The 17387-nt window shown below is 68.7% G+C and carries 17 protein-coding genes; 10 read left to right on the plus strand and 7 right to left on the minus strand.

All coding sequences use genetic code 11. The annotated features are described in order from the left end of the window. Window positions 1-10 precede the first annotated feature (10 nt). The 6 genes from lysS (at window position 11) to G6N30_RS24170 (ending at window position 6714) form a co-directional block, all read left to right on the plus strand. Entirely contained in the window at window positions 11-1567 is a 1557-nt protein-coding gene (gene lysS, locus G6N30_RS24145) for a lysine--tRNA ligase (RefSeq protein ID WP_163687962.1), read from the plus strand. A gap of 115 nt (window positions 1568-1682) precedes the next feature. Continuing rightward, window positions 1683-2024 carry a histone-like nucleoid-structuring protein Lsr2 gene (gene lsr2, locus G6N30_RS24150; RefSeq protein WP_134056749.1) on the plus strand — a complete coding sequence of 114 codons (342 nt, stop codon included), beginning with the start codon at window positions 1683-1685 and terminating at the stop codon, window positions 2022-2024. 344 nt (window positions 2025-2368) lie between these two features. Next, entirely contained in the window at window positions 2369-4894 is a 2526-nt protein-coding gene (gene clpC1, locus G6N30_RS24155; RefSeq protein ID WP_134056747.1) for an ATP-dependent protease ATP-binding subunit ClpC, read from the plus strand. A gap of 235 nt (window positions 4895-5129) precedes the next feature. Continuing rightward, on the plus strand, window positions 5130-5345 hold the full coding sequence (locus G6N30_RS24160) for a CbtB domain-containing protein (RefSeq protein ID WP_134056745.1): 216 nt from the start codon (window positions 5130-5132) through the stop codon (window positions 5343-5345). Window positions 5346-5371: 26 nt separating this feature from the next. Beyond that, window positions 5372-6166 (plus strand): CbtA family protein, encoded by a 795-nt coding sequence (locus tag G6N30_RS24165; protein WP_134056743.1) that lies wholly within the window; start codon window positions 5372-5374, stop codon window positions 6164-6166. Then, the gene (locus tag G6N30_RS24170) at window positions 6163-6714 is read left to right on the plus strand and encodes a histidine phosphatase family protein (RefSeq protein WP_134056741.1); all 552 of its coding nucleotides are present in this window, start codon (window positions 6163-6165) and stop codon (window positions 6712-6714) included. Before G6N30_RS24165 ends, G6N30_RS24170 begins: the two co-directional genes overlap by 4 nt. A 10-nt stretch (window positions 6715-6724) precedes the next feature. Here the strand turns inward: G6N30_RS24170 and G6N30_RS24175 are convergent, their stop codons facing one another. Next, a complete protein-coding gene (locus G6N30_RS24175; protein WP_134056739.1) occupies window positions 6725-8104 on the minus strand; it encodes a serine hydrolase in 1380 nt (459 codons plus the stop codon). After that, on the minus strand, window positions 8079-8408 hold the full coding sequence (mhuD, locus tag G6N30_RS24180) for a mycobilin-forming heme oxygenase MhuD (RefSeq protein ID WP_134056737.1): 330 nt from the start codon (window positions 8406-8408) through the stop codon (window positions 8079-8081). The genes G6N30_RS24175 and mhuD overlap by 26 nt, the downstream gene beginning before the upstream one ends. Window positions 8409-8446: 38 nt before the next feature. Here mhuD and G6N30_RS24185 point away from each other — a divergent pair, with 38 nt between their 5' ends. Further along, window positions 8447-9217 (plus strand): alpha/beta fold hydrolase, encoded by a 771-nt coding sequence (locus tag G6N30_RS24185; protein ID WP_134056735.1) that lies wholly within the window; start codon window positions 8447-8449, stop codon window positions 9215-9217. Here G6N30_RS24185 and G6N30_RS24190 read toward each other — a convergent pair. Further along, entirely contained in the window at window positions 9191-9454 is a 264-nt protein-coding gene (locus tag G6N30_RS24190) for a hypothetical protein (RefSeq protein ID WP_134056733.1), read from the minus strand. The genes G6N30_RS24185 and G6N30_RS24190 overlap by 27 nt on opposite strands. 71 nt (window positions 9455-9525) lie before the next feature. Between G6N30_RS24190 and G6N30_RS24195 the strand changes: the two genes are divergently transcribed. Beyond that, window positions 9526-10506 (plus strand): GlxA family transcriptional regulator, encoded by a 981-nt coding sequence (locus G6N30_RS24195; RefSeq protein ID WP_134056731.1) that lies wholly within the window; start codon window positions 9526-9528, stop codon window positions 10504-10506. A gap of 12 nt (window positions 10507-10518) precedes the next feature. Here G6N30_RS24195 and G6N30_RS24200 read toward each other — a convergent pair whose 3' ends face one another. Continuing rightward, the gene (locus tag G6N30_RS24200) at window positions 10519-12387 is read right to left on the minus strand and encodes a putative bifunctional diguanylate cyclase/phosphodiesterase (RefSeq protein ID WP_134056729.1); all 1869 of its coding nucleotides are present in this window, start codon (window positions 12385-12387) and stop codon (window positions 10519-10521) included. Window positions 12388-12447: 60 nt separating this feature from the next. Beyond that, window positions 12448-13314, minus strand: a complete 867-nt coding sequence (locus G6N30_RS24205; RefSeq protein WP_134056727.1) for an iron-sulfur binding domain-containing protein — start codon at window positions 13312-13314, stop codon at window positions 12448-12450. 29 nt (window positions 13315-13343) lie between these two features. On the opposite strand from G6N30_RS24205, the gene G6N30_RS24210 reads away from it, so the two are divergent. Together G6N30_RS24210 and G6N30_RS24215 are read left to right on the plus strand one after the other, a co-directional pair. After that, complete coding sequence (locus G6N30_RS24210) at window positions 13344-13964, plus strand: carbonic anhydrase (protein ID WP_134056725.1); 621 nt, start codon at window positions 13344-13346, stop codon at window positions 13962-13964. Between the two features lie 71 nt (window positions 13965-14035). Then, complete coding sequence (locus tag G6N30_RS24215) at window positions 14036-14812, plus strand: hypothetical protein (RefSeq protein WP_163687783.1); 777 nt, start codon at window positions 14036-14038, stop codon at window positions 14810-14812. A gap of 2 nt (window positions 14813-14814) precedes the next feature. On the opposite strand, the gene disA is transcribed toward G6N30_RS24215, so the two are convergent. Continuing rightward, window positions 14815-15930, minus strand: coding sequence for a DNA integrity scanning diadenylate cyclase DisA (gene disA, locus G6N30_RS24220; protein WP_134056723.1), 1116 nt, complete (start codon window positions 15928-15930; stop codon window positions 14815-14817). Between the two features lie 40 nt (window positions 15931-15970). Further along, complete coding sequence (gene radA, locus G6N30_RS24225) at window positions 15971-17362, minus strand: DNA repair protein RadA (protein WP_134056721.1); 1392 nt, start codon at window positions 17360-17362, stop codon at window positions 15971-15973. Between the last annotated feature and the right edge of the window lie 25 nt (window positions 17363-17387).

Genomic DNA, 17387 nt, shown 5'->3' on the forward strand with positions numbered 1-17387 from the left:
TGTGAGGCGGATGGTGAATGCAGCGTTAAGCTGGCACCCCGTGAACCCGACCGCCGGCGCCGACAATACGCCCGACATCGACCCTGACATCCCCGAGCAGTTCCGCATTCGTCAGGCGAAGCGGGAACGTCTCCTCGCCGAGGGCCGCGACCCCTATCCGGTGGTCGTGGCGCGCACGCACACCCTCGCGGAATTGCGTGCCGCATTCGCCGATCTGCCGACCGACACCCAGACCGGGGAGATCGTCGGCGTCGCCGGCCGAGTGGTGTTCGCCCGCAATTCCGGGAAGCTCTGTTTCGCCACCCTGCAGGAGGGGGACGGAACGCAGCTGCAGGCCATGATCAGCCTCGCCGAAGTCGGCCAGGAATCCCTCGACAATTGGAAGGCCGACGTCGACCTGGGCGACATCGTGTTCGTGCACGGGCAGGTCATCAGTTCGCGCCGCGGTGAGCTGTCTGTGCTCGCGGATTCCTGGCAAATCATCTCGAAGGCGTTGCGTCCGCTTCCGGTGGCGCACAAGGAGATGAGCGAAGAGGCCCGAGTCCGGCAGCGTTACGTCGACCTGATCGTGCGGCCGGAGGCGCGCACCATCGCCCGCCAGCGGGTGGCTGTGGTGCGCGCGGTCCGCAACGCCCTGGAGCGGCGCGGATTCCTCGAACTCGAGACGCCGATGCTGCAGACCCTGGCCGGCGGCGCCGCGGCCCGCCCGTTCGTCACGCACTCGAACGCCCTCGACGTCGACCTGTACCTGCGCATCGCGCCGGAACTGTTCCTCAAGCGCGCGCTGGTCGGCGGTTTCGAGAAGGTCTTCGAGTTGAATCGCAACTTCCGGAACGAAGGCATCGATTCCACGCATTCACCGGAATTCGCGATGCTGGAGACTTATCAGGCTTACGGCGACTACAACGATTCCGCCGTCGTGACCCGCGAGATTATTCAGGAAGTCGCCGACGAGGCGATCGGCACGCGCCAAGTGCCATTGCCTGATGGCACGGTCTATGACCTGGATGGCGAGTGGGACTCGCTGGAAATGTATCCGTCGCTGTCGGCCGCGCTGGGTGAAGAGATCACTCCACAGACCCCTGCGGATGAGCTCTGGGCCATCGCCGACCGGCTCGGTGTGGAGATTCCGCGAGATCGCGGCTACGGCCACGGTAAATTGATCGAAGAACTGTGGGAACACACTGTCGGTGAACACCTCTGGGCACCGACGTTCGTTCGTGATTTCCCGGTCGAGACGACTCCGCTGACCCGGTCTCACCGCAGCATTCCGGGGGTGACGGAAAAGTGGGATCTCTATGTCCGCAAGTTCGAGTTGGCGACCGGATACTCCGAACTGAGTGACCCGATAATCCAGCGGGAGCGATTCGAGGCCCAGGCCCGCGCGGCCGCCGCGGGTGACGACGAGGCAATGGTTCTCGACGACGATTTCCTCGCCGCATTGGAGTACGGGATGCCACCGGCCACTGGTACCGGAATGGGGATCGACCGGTTGTTGATGGCGTTGACCGGACTGTCAATTAGAGAGACAATTCTGTTCCCGATTGTTCGGCGTCACAGCAACTGAAGTCCTGTGAAGGAAGCGTTGTTGAATGGTGTAGGTTCGTATGGCACATTGGAGGCCGAGATTCGGTAGCCGAAAACTATCCACCAAGCGCAGGTAGAAGGGTCAGTGTGAACTGATGGCGAAGAAAGTCACCGTCACGTTGGTCGATGATTTCGACGGTGAAGGTACCGCCGATGAAACGGTCGAATTCGGACTCGACGGAGTCAGCTACGAGATCGACCTCTCGAGCAAGAATGCGAAGAAGCTGCGCGAAGACCTGAAGCAGTGGGTCGACGCCGGACGCCGCGTCGGCGGTCGCCGCCGTGGCCGCGCCACCGGGCCGACCAGGGGCCGGGGCGCCATCGACCGCGAGCAGAGCGCCGCGATCCGGGACTGGGCCCGCCGCAACGGCCACAACGTGTCGACCCGCGGCCGCATCCCCGCCGACGTCATCGACGCCTTCCACGCCGCCACCTGATATCCAGGCGGTTCAACGGGCAACGCCGACCGGCGTTGCCCGTTCGCGTCTACGCACCGGTGCGTCCCGGCTTTCGCTGGTGGCGAACCGATCGATGCCCCGCACGGGAAACGAATCGCCACACCGTCGCGTTGACATGGTCAGCAGCGGGAACAGGGCGAACGGCGCGGCACACGCGGCACCGGAAGTCCTGACCGCCGAGGCGGTACGTACCGCCAACCACGGCGCCCGATGCAGCCGCCCGATAGAGTGGACGGCAGGTGTACTGGAGTCAGTGGCAGTGCCAGTGGTGAGGCCTCTGAGCTGCGTACGCCACCTATGCGATGGAGAGCAGGTAACCACCGATGTTCGAACGTTTCACCGACCGTGCCCGCAGGGTCGTCGTCCTGGCTCAGGAAGAAGCCCGGATGCTCAACCACAACTACATCGGCACCGAGCACATCCTGCTGGGACTCATTCACGAGGGTGAGGGCGTAGCGGCCAAGTCACTGGAGTCGCTGGGCATCTCGCTGGAAGGCGTGCGCAGCCAGGTCGAGGAGATCATCGGCCAGGGCCAGCAGGCGCCGTCCGGCCACATCCCCTTCACCCCCCGCGCCAAGAAGGTGCTCGAGCTGTCCCTGCGTGAGGCGCTGCAGCTCGGCCACAACTACATCGGCACCGAGCACATCCTGCTCGGGCTCATCCGCGAGGGTGAGGGTGTCGCCGCCCAGGTCCTGGTCAAGCTCGGCGCGGAGCTCACGCGCGTGCGCCAGCAGGTCATTCAGCTGCTGAGCGGCTACCAGGGCAAGGAGTCCGCGGAGGCCGGCACCGGCGGCCGCGGCGGCGAGTCCGGCAACCCGTCGACCTCGCTGGTGCTCGACCAGTTCGGCCGCAACCTCACCGCCGCCGCGATGGAGGGCAAGCTCGACCCCGTCATCGGCCGCGAGAAGGAAATCGAGCGGGTCATGCAGGTGCTGAGCCGCCGCACCAAGAACAACCCGGTGCTGATCGGCGAGCCCGGCGTCGGCAAGACCGCCGTCGTCGAGGGCCTGGCCCAGGCGATCGTCCATGGCGAGGTGCCCGAGACGCTCAAGGACAAGCAGCTCTACACCCTCGACCTCGGCTCGCTGGTCGCGGGCAGCCGCTACCGCGGTGACTTCGAGGAACGCCTCAAGAAGGTGCTCAAGGAGATCAACACCCGCGGCGACATCATCCTGTTCATCGACGAGCTGCACACGCTCGTCGGCGCGGGTGCCGCCGAGGGCGCGATCGACGCCGCCAGCATCCTCAAGCCGAAGCTGGCCCGCGGCGAGCTGCAGACCATCGGCGCCACCACCCTCGACGAGTACCGCAAGTACATCGAGAAGGACGCCGCCCTGGAGCGCCGCTTCCAGCCCGTCCAGGTGGGCGAGCCGACCGTCGAGCACACCATCGAGATCCTCAAGGGTCTGCGCGACCGGTACGAGGCGCACCACCGCGTCTCGATCACCGACAGCGCGATGGTCGCTGCCGCGACGCTGGCCGACCGCTACATCAACGACCGGTTCCTGCCGGACAAGGCCATCGACCTGATCGACGAGGCCGGCGCCCGCATGCGGATCCGCCGGATGACCGCTCCGCCAGACCTGCGCGAGTTCGACGAGAAGATCGCCGACGCGCGCCGGGAGAAGGAGTCGGCGATCGACGCGCAGGACTTCGAGAAGGCGGCGAACCTGCGCGACCGCGAGAAGCAGCTGGTCGCCCAGCGCGCCGAGCGGGAGAAGCAGTGGCGTTCGGGTGATCTCGACGTCGTCGCCGAGGTCGACGACGAGCAGATCGCCGAGGTGCTGGGCAACTGGACCGGTATCCCCGTGTTCAAGCTGACCGAGGAGGAGACCACCCGTCTGCTCCGCATGGAGGACGAGCTGCACAAGCGGATCATCGGCCAGGAGGACGCCGTCAAGGCCGTCTCGAAGGCGATCCGCCGCACCCGTGCCGGGCTGAAGGACCCCAAGCGCCCGTCGGGCTCGTTCATCTTCGCCGGTCCGTCCGGTGTCGGTAAGACCGAGCTGTCCAAGGCGCTGGCCAACTTCCTGTTCGGTGACGACGACGCGCTCATCCAGATCGACATGGGCGAGTTCCACGACCGGTTCACCGCGTCGCGGCTGTTCGGTGCCCCTCCGGGGTACGTCGGCTACGAAGAGGGCGGCCAGCTCACCGAAAAGGTGCGCCGCAAGCCGTTCAGCGTCGTGCTGTTCGACGAGATCGAGAAGGCCCACCAGGAGATCTACAACAGCCTCCTGCAGGTCCTCGAGGACGGCCGCCTCACCGACGGTCAGGGTCGCACGGTCGACTTCAAGAACACCGTGCTGATCTTCACCTCGAACCTCGGTACGTCCGACATCTCCAAGGCGGTCGGGCTGGGCTTCACCAAGGGTGGCGGTGAGAACAACTACGAGCGGATGAAGCAGAAGGTCAACGACGAGCTGAAGAAACACTTCCGCCCCGAGTTCCTCAACCGCATCGACGACATCATCGTGTTCCACCAGCTGACGCAGGACGAGATCATCAAGATGGTCGACCTGATGATCAGCCGGGTCGGCAACCAGTTGCGGGCCAAGGACATGACGATGGAGCTGACCGACAAGGCCAAGGCCCTGCTGGCCAAGCGCGGGTTCGACCCCGTGCTCGGTGCGCGGCCGCTGCGCCGCACGATCCAGCGCGAGATCGAGGACCAGCTGTCGGAGAAGATCCTGTTCGAAGAGATCGGACCCGGTCAGCTGATCACGGTCGACGTCGAGAACTGGGACGGCGAAGGCCCCGGCGAGGACGCCAAGTTCACCTTCTCGGGTGGGCCGAAGCGCACCGAAACCGCGCAGCCTGACCTGGCTCAGGCCGGCGCAGCCGAATAACGACGAGTCGCGAACGGGCGGTCACCTTCGGGTGGCCGCCCGTTTCGTCGTCCGGGGGCGGCGTGGCGGCCGACAGGGTGGCGGCGCGATTCCTCCCCGCAGTGCTTAGGATGTGCGATGTAATCGGCAGGCGAAGGAATCTGGTGAGAATCCAGAACGGTCGCGCCACTGTGAGAGTCAGACCCGACGCCTGCTTCACCCCATACGGGACGCGAAATCCCGGGAAGGAACCCTGATGACGTCACCGCAAGCCCACAAGACCCGGGTACCGGCCATCGACCTGTCGGCCACGCGTTCGGCGGTCTGGCTGTCGGCCACCGCATTCCTCGCGCTGCTGGTGCTCTACTTCCTCGGCTTCGATCAGGGGGCGACGTCGGTGTTCGGCGACAACACCGCCATCCACGAGTTCATTCACGACGCTCGCCATCTCCTCGGCTTCCCCTGCCACTGACCGATCCGGCAGGCAGACAAGTCAACATGGAGAAACAGATCATCGGGCGCGGCCTCCTGGCCGGTGCCCTCGCCGCCGTGGTCGCCTTCGTCTTCGCGCGGATCTTCGTCGAACCCGTCATCGAGCTGGCCATCGCCTACGAGGACGGCGTCGGCGCCGCCCATGAGGCCATCGAGCACGCGGGTGCCGGCCACAGCCACGGCGGGGACGGCGGCGGGTTCTCGCGCGCCGTGCAGATGAACATCGGTATGGGCTTCGGCGTGCTGGCGTTCAGCGTCGCGATGGGCGCGCTGTTCGCGATCGTGTTCGCCGTCGCGTACGGCCGGGTCGGTGACGTCTCGGCCCGCCTCCTGTCGCTCTACGTCGCGGGCGGCATGCTGCTGAGCCTCTACGTGGTGCCGTCGCTGAAATACCCGGCGAGCCCGCCCGCGCTGAGCCTCGACGAGACGCTTCGGCAGCGGACGCTGCTGTACCTGCTGCTGGTCGTGCTGTCCGCCGCGCTACTGGTCGGCGCGGTCTGTCTCGGCCGCCGGCTACGGGACCGGCTGGGCACCTGGAACGCCACGCTGGCGGGTGCGGGCGCCTACATCGTCGCGATGGCCGTGCTGATGCTCGTCCTGCCCGGCATCGACGAGACGCCGGGGCCGCTGCGCGACGACGGGGGCGTCATCGTCTACGAGGGCTTCCCGGCCGACGTCCTCTACGACTTCCGGCTGTACTCGCTGGGCACCCAGGTCGTGATGTGGGCGACGATCGCGCTGGTGTTCGCACCACTGGCGGCACGGCTGCTCGACCGGCGGCGTGAAGTCCTCCGGACGTGAGTGAGGTCGTCCGGCTGACGCTGGTGTCGCACGCCATGACCGACGCCGTGTCGGCCGGACGATTCCCCACCGACGAACCACTCAACGCCCAGGGGCACCGTCAGGCCGACGCCAGCGTGGAGCTGGGGCCAACCGACGCCGCCTACTGCGGACCGGAGAAGCGCACCAGGCAGACCGCCGAACTGCTCGGCCTGCAGGCGGTCGTCGAACCGCTGCTGGCCGACCTGGACTGTGGCCGGTGGCGCGGTGATGTCCTGGGCGGTGTGGAGCCGGCGGAGCTGGCCATCTGGCTCACCGAACCCACCCAGGCGCCGCACGGTGGGGAATCGGTGATCGACGTCGTCGAGCGGGTGCGGCGCTGGATGGACTCGTTGACCAACCAGCGCGGTCGGCTGGTGGCGGTCACCCATCCCGCCGTCGTGCGCGCCGCGATCCTCGTGGCGCTCGACGCGCCGGCCCGGTCGTTCTGGCGCATCGACGTCGCGCCGGTGAGCCGGACCGTGCTGCACTTCCGCGGGCACGCCTGGACGCTGCGCTCGTCACTCTGATCTGGCGCGGCTAGTCGGCGACCGGCACCATCGCGAACGTCTGGCGCACGATGGCCAGCAGCCAGCTCGCCGCGGTCGAGCTGCGGTAGCGCGGCCAGTTGAGCTGGAAGCTGACCACCCAGGGCTGACCGGTGTGGTCGACGGCGTACCAGCTGAACGTGAGATCGCCCGGCAGGTTGCCGCCCTTGGCGCCGATGTACGGCCATTTCGCGCGGTCGAGTTCGACCCCGGGGATGGCCGACAGGATGTCCTTGACGGGCGCGGCTTCGCCGACCGCCGCATCCTGCAGCGCGGCGTGCACACGGCAGATGTCCGATGCGCTGCCGTACCACTCGGCGCCGTACTGGGATGCGGGGGTGTGGGTGCGGGCCGGGTCCGGTTCGTAGGGACGGGCGTCGGTCTGCTTGAGCAGCGCGGCGCGACCCTGCGGATCGGCCTGCTTCCACTGTTCGCGCAGATCGGGCTCACCCCAGCCGACCGAGAACATCTCGTGCATGGTCGGGAACGGCGTCATGCTGGCCGGATCGTGGTGCCCGCCCGCCTTGAGGGCCTGCTCCACCGCGCCGGTGCCCACGCGGCCGATCAGCAGATCGGTCGCCATGTTGTCGCTGGCCGAGATCATCTCCTGCGCCGCCGTGCGCACCGACACCGTCGCGCCCGGGGGCATCTGCTCGAGCCGCGACGAACCGACGGCCTTGGCGCGCTCGGTGATGGTCAGCGCATCGTCCCAGCCGACGGTGCCGGCCTGCACGGCGTGCGCGACGGCCAGCAGGACGTAGAGCTTGAAGATCGACGCCAGCGGCAGCGACATCTCGGTGTTGGTGCCCGCCACCGGCTGGCATTTGCCGACGGGTCCACTGCGGTCGACGCGGGCCACCTGGTAGGAGTAGCGCGCACCGGACTCGCCCAGCACGGCGTCGATGTCGGACCACTTCTGGATCGCCGGCGGATGCAGCGTCACGTCGAAACGGTCCACCAGACCGTTGTCGTCGGTGCGCAGTTCGATGTCCTGGGCGGCCCCGTACGACGTCTTGACGTGCAGGGTCGCACTGCCCGCGCGGATGTCCACCCCGGTCGCGGTGATCGGGCGGTCCCACCACAGGTTGCCCATGGCGTCGATGACGTGGTCGACCTGGTCCTCGACGGCCATCGTGCGGACGTTGACGTCACCGATGGGCCAGTCGGAGTTCACCATGTCCATGGTCTGCTTGGCGCGCAGACCCTGGGGTGTGGTCGTGCCGATGTGTGCGCCGTAGGCGGCGTCGGCCGGAGCGGTGCCGGCGTCCCCGCATCCGGACGCTAGGGAAACGACGAGCGCGGCAGCGGTCACCAGGCCGGTGGCCCGGCGCGCCTGCCGCGTCGCGTCAGCCCTTGTCGCCGGACCCCGCAACGTCCAGCACGACCTCGAACTCGAGCAGCGAGGCACCGGTCGCAACCGGGTTGGCGGCCTGACCCTTGTGGGCTTCGATGGCGGGACCGGTGGCCCACGCCTGGAACGCCTCGTCGGACTCCCACTGCGTGACGACGAAGTAGCGGTTCTCACCCTTGACCGGCCGCAGGAGCTGGAAGCCGAGGAAGCCGGGCTGGTTGTCCACGGCGTGTGCGCGGTGGGCGAACCGCTTCTCCAGTTCCGGACCGGCGTCAGGCGGGACCTCGATTGCGTTGATCTTCACCACAGGGTTCTGGCTGGGCATGCCGCCAGGTTACCGGTTGGTCTGGGCAAGATGAGCAGATGGACACCCCACTGCTGACCCCTCGAGGCGGCGACGGCGCGCCCCTGGTGCTGGTGCACGGCCTGATGGGGCGGGGCAGCACGTGGGGCCGTCAGCTGCCGTGGCTCACCGGACTCGGGGCGATCTACACCTACGACGCTCCGTGGCATCGCGGTCGCGACGTGGTGGACCCGCATCCGATCAGCACCGAACACTTCGTGGCCGAACTCGGCGATGCGGTCGCCGCTCTCGGCCGTCCGGCCACGCTGATCGGGCATTCGATGGGCGGTCTGCACGCGTGGTGTCTGGCCGCCCACCGTCCCGAGCTCGTGACCGCGGTGGTGGTGGAGGACATGGCGCCGGACTTCCGCGGCCGCACCACCGGACCGTGGGAGCCGTGGCTGCACGCGCTGCCCGTCGAGTTCGAGACCGAACAACAGGTGTTCGCGGAATTCGGCCCGATCGCCGGACGCTATTTCCTCGAGGCGTTCGACCGCACCGCGACCGGGTGGCGTCTGCACGGCAGGCGCCGCCACTGGATCGACATCGCCGCCGAGTGGGGGCTGCGCGACTACTGGGAGCAGTGGCGGCAGCTGCGGGTGCCCACGCTGCTGCTGGAGGCGGGTAACTCGGTCACCCCGCCGGGGCAGATGCGCCGCATGGCCGAATCCGGTTACCGGACAACATATCTGCAGGTTCCCGGCGCCGGCCACCTCATTCACGACGAGCAGCCGCAGGTGTACCGCGACGCGGTCGAGGCATTCTTAGCGACGCTCGCCGAGCGCGCCTGAGGACGGCCACGTCGGGTGCTCCTCGAAGCGGGTGCGGATCGCGTCGAGGTCGTGCTGGACCCGGTGGAAGTCGCGGTCCTCGTCGCGTCGGCTGTCGAAGCGGCCCGCCATGGGGGCCCACACCCGGAACTGGTCGAGCTCCCAGCGCAGGATCCCGGCGCGGCGCGCGGTCCAGATCAGGACAGCGCCCAACGCGAACGGGCTGATCACGATGAGGGAAATCAGTGCTGTACTCATGGCAGATATCTTTCGCCGGGTGACTTTCCGCCAACAGTGGCAGCACTGACATCTTGGGCTAATATGCTGCCATGGCGTTGAAAAGCGTATCGACACTGGTGCTCGACGGTCTAGCGGTTTTCGAGTTCGGCGTCATCTGCGAGGTCTTCGGAATCGACCGCTCCGCGGACGACGTGCCCAACTTCGACTTCAAGGTCTGCGGACCGGTGGCCGGCAAAGCGGTACAGACATCGATCGGGGCACAACTGGTGCCCCAGCACGACTTCGGCGATCTCCTCGGCGCCGACCTGGTGGCCGTGCCCGCGATCGCCTCGGGCAAGAACGGCTACCCGCCGGAGGCGCTCGAGGTGCTGCGCGCCGCCGCGGCGAGCGGTTCGATCATCCTGACGGTCTGTTCGGGGGCGTTCGTCGTGGGCGCGGCGGGACTGCTCGACGGCCGGCCCTGTACGACCCACTGGATGTACGCCGACCTGCTGGCCCGGACGTATCCCACCGCGCGCGTGGACCGCAACGTGCTGTTCGTCGACGACGGCAACCTCATCACCAGTGCCGGGACCGCGGCCGGTATCGACGCCTGCCTGCACCTGGTGCGCCGTGAACTCGGCAGCGAGGTCACCAACAAGATCGCCCGCCGCATGGTGGTCCCGCCGCAGCGTGACGGCGGCCAGCGCCAGTACATCGAGCAGCCGATCCCGGTCAGGTGCTCGGAACGCTTTGCGCCGCACCTGGACTGGATCGTGGCCAACCTGGACAAGCCGCACACCGTCAGCACGCTGGCCCGCCGCGCGAACATGTCGGCCCGCACCTTCGCCCGCCGCTTCGTCGAGGAGACCGGCACCACCCCGATGCAATGGGTGACCGATCAGCGAGTCCTCTACGCGCGCAGGATGCTCGAGGAGAGCGACCTCGACATCGACCGCATCGCCGAGCGGTCCGGGTTCGGCACGGCCACGCTGCTGCGCCACCACTTCCGCCGGATCATCGGGGTGACCCCCACCGATTACCGCAGGCGGTTCTGCTGCGCCGACAGCCCCGCCGAGCAGACCGCCTGACGATTCGGCGCGCTAACCGCGCCCGGGGGTGGCCGAGGTGTCGCGCAGCGCGTCGACGGCGATGTGACCCTGACGGAACAAGGCCTCCATCGCCGCGCCGTCCACCGGGCGCGACAGCATGAAACCCTGCGCCCGAGGGCAACCCAGTTCGAGCAGCGTCTTCGCGGCCGCGACGGTCTCGACACCCTCCGCGACCACCTCGAGGCCGAACGCGTCGGCCAACGCCAGGATGGCCCGCACGATCGCCAGATCGCCGGCGTTGGCGCCGAGGTCGCGGACGAAGCCTCGGTCGATCTTCACGGTGTCGACGGGCAGCGACTTGAGGTGGGTGAGCACGCTGTAGCCCGTGCCGAAGTCGTCGATCGCGATGCGCACGCCGACCTCCTTGAGCGCGGCCAGCGTGTGCCGGGTGGCCTCGATGTCCTGGACCACCACGCTCTCGGTGATCTCCAGGCACACCGCGGAGCCGTCCAGCCCGAACTCGGCCAGGGTGCCGTCGACGGTGGCGGCGAAACCGTCCGAAACCAGTTGCACGGGTGAGACATTGACCCGCAGGATGGCATCGGTCGCGGTGCCCCGCGACCGCCAGCGGGCGAAGTCCGCGCACGCCGACCGCATCACCAGCCGGCCGAGTTTGCCTGCGAGATTGATGGATTCGGCCACCCCGATGAACGATTCGGGCAGCAGCAGACCCCGGGTCGGGTGCCTCCAGCGGACCAGCGCCTCGGTGCCGAGCACCTTGCCGGTGCGCATGTCGACCTCGGGCAGGTAGTGCAGCACCAGCGCGCTGCTGGCTTCGTCGATGACGCCCTCGAGGTGCAGCTCGATGTCGTTGCGGATGGCGTGCTGTGAGGCCATCTCGGTGGTGAACACCGCGGTCTTGCTGCCGCCGGTGCTCTTCGCCGAGAGCGCGGCCTGATCGGCGCGCCGCAGCAGATCCGACGTGGTGTCGTGGCCGGGGGCGCCGACGGCCACCCCGATGCTCACTGTGCGGGCCAGCATTTCGCCGTCGATCACCACCCTGCGCTGCAACCACGTCTGCAGCCGGCGCGCGAAGCTCTCGGCGGTCGCGACGTCCATCGGCCCGTCGGGCACCACCACGAATTCGTCTCCGCCGACGCGGGCGATCACCGCGGGCCGCTCGGTGCCCGCCCGCAACCGCTCGGCGAACATCTTGATGAACTGGTCGCCCGCGTTGTGGCCCAGGTAGTCGTTGACGGTTTTGAGTCGGTCGAGGTCGAGGAAGAGCACCGACACCGGGCCGGGCCGGCCGTCGGAGAGTCGATCGTCGAGGTGCGCCATCAGCGCCCTGCGGTTGAGCAGCCCCGACAGGTCGTCGTGCTCGGCGAGGTACTGCAGCTGCTCTTCAGCGGCGATACGCGCCTGCAGCTGGGCGAAGAGCGTCGCGATGGTCTGCAGCGCGTTCTGCTCCTCGGTGGTCCACTCGCGGTCACCGATCTTGATGAAGCCGAGGATGCCCGAGGTGATCTCACCCGACAGCAGCGGGACGCAGGCCATCGACACCGACGGCACCCCCCGGCCCTCCTCGATGCGGCGCTGGTAGTCGTCGTTGTCCGGTTCGGGCCGCACGATCAGCGGCTTCTTGAGGTACTCGGCCTGCCGGAAGATGGGGTCGGCCTCGGAGAAATAAATCACCCCGATCGGATCCGGGTCGGGGATGTAGTCGCGGATCGGCCACTCGGCCACCAGCTTGGTGGCCTTGATGACGTGGTCGTTGTGACGCAGGAAGCTGAAGTCGACACCCAGGTGGTCGACGACGTCGGCGAGTACCCGGGTGCAGCTGGCGATCACGTTGGTCGCGGTAGCGGCCATCAACTCCGCCGCCGCCGCGGTGACGACCTGATCGAGGCTGCGGGTCATGTGCTCACGGTATCCCGCGCACGCGCGCCCGGGTGAGTGACCGCGTTGGTACGCGGGCGTTCACGAACCTTCCCCCGCGAGTGCGAAGCGGCCGTCGGCGGTCTGTTCGACGAGGCCGTCGACCAGCAGCGAGTCGAGGGCCCGGTCGCGCTGGGCGGGGTCGGCCGTCCACGCTACGTCCAGTTCGGCCCTGGTGACGGGGAACTCACTGCCGCGCAGCACATCCAGCAGCCGGCCCCGCACCTGGCGGTCGGTGCCTGCGTAGCGCTGCGCGCGCCGTGCCGGTGCCGTCGCCGCCGGATATCCGAGCGAACGCCACGTGCATGTCCCCAGCGGGCACAGGCCGCACCGCGGCGCGCGGGCCGTGCACACCGTCGCGCCCAGTTCCATCAGCGCGACCGAGAAGCGCGGTGCGTCAGGGCCTTCGGGCAGCAGGGCCGCGACGTCGACGAGATCGCGGCTGCTGGCCGGGCTGTCGGCGCGGCCGTGCACCGCCCGCGCGACGACCCGGCGGACGTTCGTGTCCACCACCGGAACCCGCTGCCGGTAGGCGAAGCAGGCCACCGCCCTGGCCGTGTAGGCGCCGATACCGGGCAGGCTCAGCAGCACCTCCACGTCCGAAGGCACCTCGTCACCGTGCTCGGCCGCGATCACCGTCGCGCACTCGTGCAGACGCTTCGCGCGGCGCGGATATCCGAGCTTGCCCCACGCCCGCAGGACGTCGGCCGCGCCGGCCGCCGCGGTCGCCGACGGGGTCGGCCAGCGCGCGATCCAACTCAGCCAGACGGGTTCGACACGGGACACCGGTGTCTGCTGCAACATGAACTCGCTCACCAGGATCTGCCAGGGCGTCACCCCCGGCCGGCGCCACGGCAGGTCACGCTGTTCGCGGTCATACCACGCCAACAGGTCGGCCGGATCGATCATCTCTCAACCATTCAGGCACAATAAGCGCCATGCCGAATACCAGCCCGGTGACCGCATGGAAGGCACTCAAGGAAGGCAACGAGCGCTTCGTCGCGGGTAGGCCCCAACACCCGAGCCAGAGTATCGAGTACCGCGCGAGCCTCGCCGAGGGCCAGCGGCCGACGGCGGTGGTCTTCGGCTGCGGCGACAGCCGGGTCGCCGCCGAGATCATCTTCGACCAGGGGCTCGGCGACATGTTCGTGGTCCGTACGGCCGGCCACGTCATCGACTCCGCGGTGCTCGGTTCGATCGAGTTCGCCGTCGCGGTGCTCGACGTGCCGCTGATCGTGGTGCTCGGCCACGACAGCTGCGGTGCGGTGAAGGCGACGCTGTCGGCGCTCGACGACGGTGTGGTGCCCGGCGGATACGTGCGTGACATCGTCGAACGGGTCACCCCGTCGATCCTGCGGGGTCGCCGCGAAGGGCTCACCCGGGTCGACGAGTTCGAGGCGTGCCACGTCAACGAGACGGCCGTGCAGTTGCAGGAGCGCTCCAGCGCGATCGCCGAACGCATCCAGTCCGGCACGCTCGCCATCGCCGGCGTGACCTACCACCTCGCCGACGGCCGCGCCCAGCTGCGCGAGCATCTGGGCGACATCGGCGAGGTCTGACCCCCGCTTCACAGCGCGACACGCCGGGTAACGTCGGACGACTGATCTTGACCAGGCCTTACCTTGGTCATGTGCTGGATCTCGAACCGCAAGGCCCTCTGCCCACGCAGATCTATTGGCGACGCCGGGCGCTGGCGCTGGGCATCGCGGTGGTCATCATCGGGGTCGTCGCCGCAATCGTGGTGATGGTGGTGTCGGGCGGTTCCGGCGCGGAGACGAAGAACGCCGACCAGCAGTCGGCGGCCCCCGCCGAGGCCGCGCCGACGCCGCTGCCGGGGGAGAACCCCGAGGTCAAGACCCCGATCGTGCCGCCGCCCCAGCAGGCGCCGCCGCCGACCCCCACGCCCACCGCCGCCGTCACACCCCCGCCGGTGCTGCAGGAGGGCGACGACTGCCCGGATTCCACGCTCGCCGTCAAGGGCATCACCAGCCAGCCCGAGTACGTCGTCGGCGACCAGCCGAAGTTCACGATGGTCGTCACCAACATCGGCCTGGTGGCCTGCAAGCGCGATGTCGGCGCCGCCGTCCTCGCCGCCTATGTCTACTCGCTGGACAACACCAGGCTGTGGTCGAACCTCGACTGCGCGCCGTCCAACGAGACGCTGGTCAAGACGTTCGCCCCGGGCGAGCAGGTCACCACGGAGGTCACCTGGACCGGGATGGGTTCGGCGCCGCAGTGCCCGCTGCCGCGTCAGCCGATCGGCGCCGGCACCTACAACCTGATCGTGCAGCTGGGCAACCTGCGGTCGTCACCGGTGCCGTTCATCCTCGCTCCGTCCGCACCGCCCGGTCAGGCGCCTGCCCCCGGCGCGCCCGGCGCCCAGCCTCCCGGCCCCGGCGTCGGCTGAGTTCAGGCCAGCCGGTCGGCGATCGTCGACTCGGCCAGCAGGGACAGACCTTCCCTGATGTGGCGCGCCCACATCGAACCGATGCCCTCGACCGACTGCAGGTCGTCGGCGCTGGCGGCGAGCAGACCCTGCAGCGAACCGAAGTTGCGCACCAGCAGGTCGACGTGGGCGAACTGCAGCCGCGGTATGCCTGCCATGGCCCGGTAGCCGCGCGAGCTCATCGCCGAATCCTGCGCCTCGAGCGTGGACGGATAGCCGAAGACCCTTGCCAGCGTGGTGAAGTCGAGTAGCTCGTTGTCCGACAGCGAGTCCAGTTCCTCGAGCGTCGCGCTGACCTGTGCGGGAGTCGGCGGGTCGGGGTTGGCGTGATAGTCGCGCACGATCAGCTCGCGGGCGTTGTCGTTGTCGCCGACGAGTTCTTCGAGCTGCAGCTTGAGCTGGCGTCCGTCGGTGCCGAGTTCGACCACGTCGGCATCGATTTCCAGGCTGATCCGCCGCACCATCTCCAGCCGCTGCACCACGGTCATCACGTCCCGCAGCGTCACGAAGTCCTCGATCTCCGCGGTCGACAGCTGCCGGCTCACCTCGTCGAGGCGGGACTTGTAGCGCTCGAGCGTGGCGATCGTCTGGTTGGCGCGCGACAGGATCGTCGGGGTGTCGGGAACCACGTGCCGCTCACCGGCCACGTACACGGTCACGATGCTCATCGAGTGGCTGACCGAGATCACCGGATAACCGGTCTGGATCGCGGTGCGCTCGGCGGAGCGGTGCCGGGTGCCGGATTCGTCGGTCGGGATGGACGGATCCGGAACGAGCTGGACGTTGGCGCGCAGGATGCGGGTGCCGTCACTGGACAGCACCACCGCACCGTCCATCTTCGACAGCTCGCGCAGTCGGGTAGGGGCGTAGCGCACGTCGAGTTCGAATCCGCCGTCGCAGATCGTCTCGACGCTGTCGTCGTAGCCCAGCACGATCAGCGCGCCGGTCCGGCCGCGCAGGATGCGCTCCAGCCCGTCGCGCAGCGGTGTCCCCGGTGCCAACCGGCCGAGTGTCTCCCGCAGCGTCGGACGGGCCAGCTGGACGACATTGCTGCCCGTCCTGGCGGTCTTCACGGCCATTGTTCCTCCCGGGCGCGCTGCCTGCTCTTCGCGCAAGCGCTCATCGGCCGCCATTGTCCGCGATGCGGTACAGCACCTGCAACGCCGCCGAGATGTTCTGAGCCGGAAGCAGCCGCAGCCCCTTCGGCACCGTCAGCGTTCCCGGCGGGACGACGGCGCTGGTGAACCCGAGGCGGGCGGCCTCGGCGAGGCGGCGGTCCATCCCCGTCACGCGGCGCAGATCGCCCGCAAGGCCCAGCTCGCCGATCACCACGGAGTTGGCGGGCATCGCCCGTTCGTTCCTGGCCGAGGCCATCGCGAGTGCGATCGCGAGGTCCGACGACGGATCGGTCAGTCGCATCCCGCCGACCGTCGACAGGTAGATGTCGCACGGCCCGACCTGGAGTCTGGTGTGTTTGTCGAGGACCGCGGCGATCATCGCGGCGCGGGCGGAGTCGATGCCGCTGACGGCGCGGCGGGGGTGAGGTCCGGTGGGCTGGCCGACCAGCGCCTGCACCTCGCCGATGAGCGGCCGCTTTCCGTCGAGCGTCACGGTCACCGCCGTGCCCGGCACCGGGGTGTCCCGCTGGTCGCGGAACAGCCCCGACGGGTCGGCCACGCATTCGATCCCGTTGTCGTGCAACTGGAAACAGCCGACCTCGTCGGCGGCGCCGAAGCGGTTCTTCACACCGCGCACCATCCGCAGCGTCGAGGCGCGGTCGCCTTCGAAGTGCAGCACGACGTCGACGAGGTGTTCGAGCGAGCGCGGCCCGGCGATCGCGCCGTCCTTGGTGACGTGGCCGACGAGCACCATCGCGATGCCGCCCGGACCCGCTGCACCCTTGGCGTACTGGGTCAGTGCCGTGGTGACCGCGCGGACCTGGGTGACGCCACCGGTGACCCCGTCGGCCTCGGTGGTGGACATCGTCTGCACGGAGTCGACGACGACGAGGCTGGGCGCGACGGCGTCGATGTGGCCGAGTGCGGTGGGCAGATCGGACTCGGCGGCGAGGTACAGCTCGTCGTGGGTGCAGCCGGTGCGCTCGGCGCGCAACCGCACCTGACCCGCGGACTCCTCACCGGTCAGGTAGAGCGCGCGGCGTCCGTTCGCCGCCCAGCGGTGCGCGACCTCGAGCAGCAGGGTGGACTTGCCGACGCCCGGATCGCCGGCGAGCAGGGTCACCGAACCGGGTACCAGCCCGCCGCCGAGGACTCGGTCGAGTTCGCTGATCCCGGTCGCATCGTGCGTGGTGTGGCCGGGGTCGATGCTGCTGATCGGGACCGCGGGGGAGTTGGGAGCGACCGCCCGCCGGGCGGCGGACCCGGCGATCGCGGCGACCACCGCGACCTCCTCGACCGTCCCCCAGGTGCCGCAGTCCGGGCAGCGGCCCACCCACTTGGCGGTGATGTGCCGGCACTCCGAACAGCGGTACTGAGAACGTGCCTTGGCCACGGGACGACGTTATCGGGCAGTGCCG

The sequence above is a fragment of the Mycolicibacterium litorale genome (assembly GCF_010731695.1).
Classification (GTDB): Bacteria; Actinomycetota; Actinomycetes; order Mycobacteriales; family Mycobacteriaceae; genus Mycobacterium; species Mycobacterium litorale.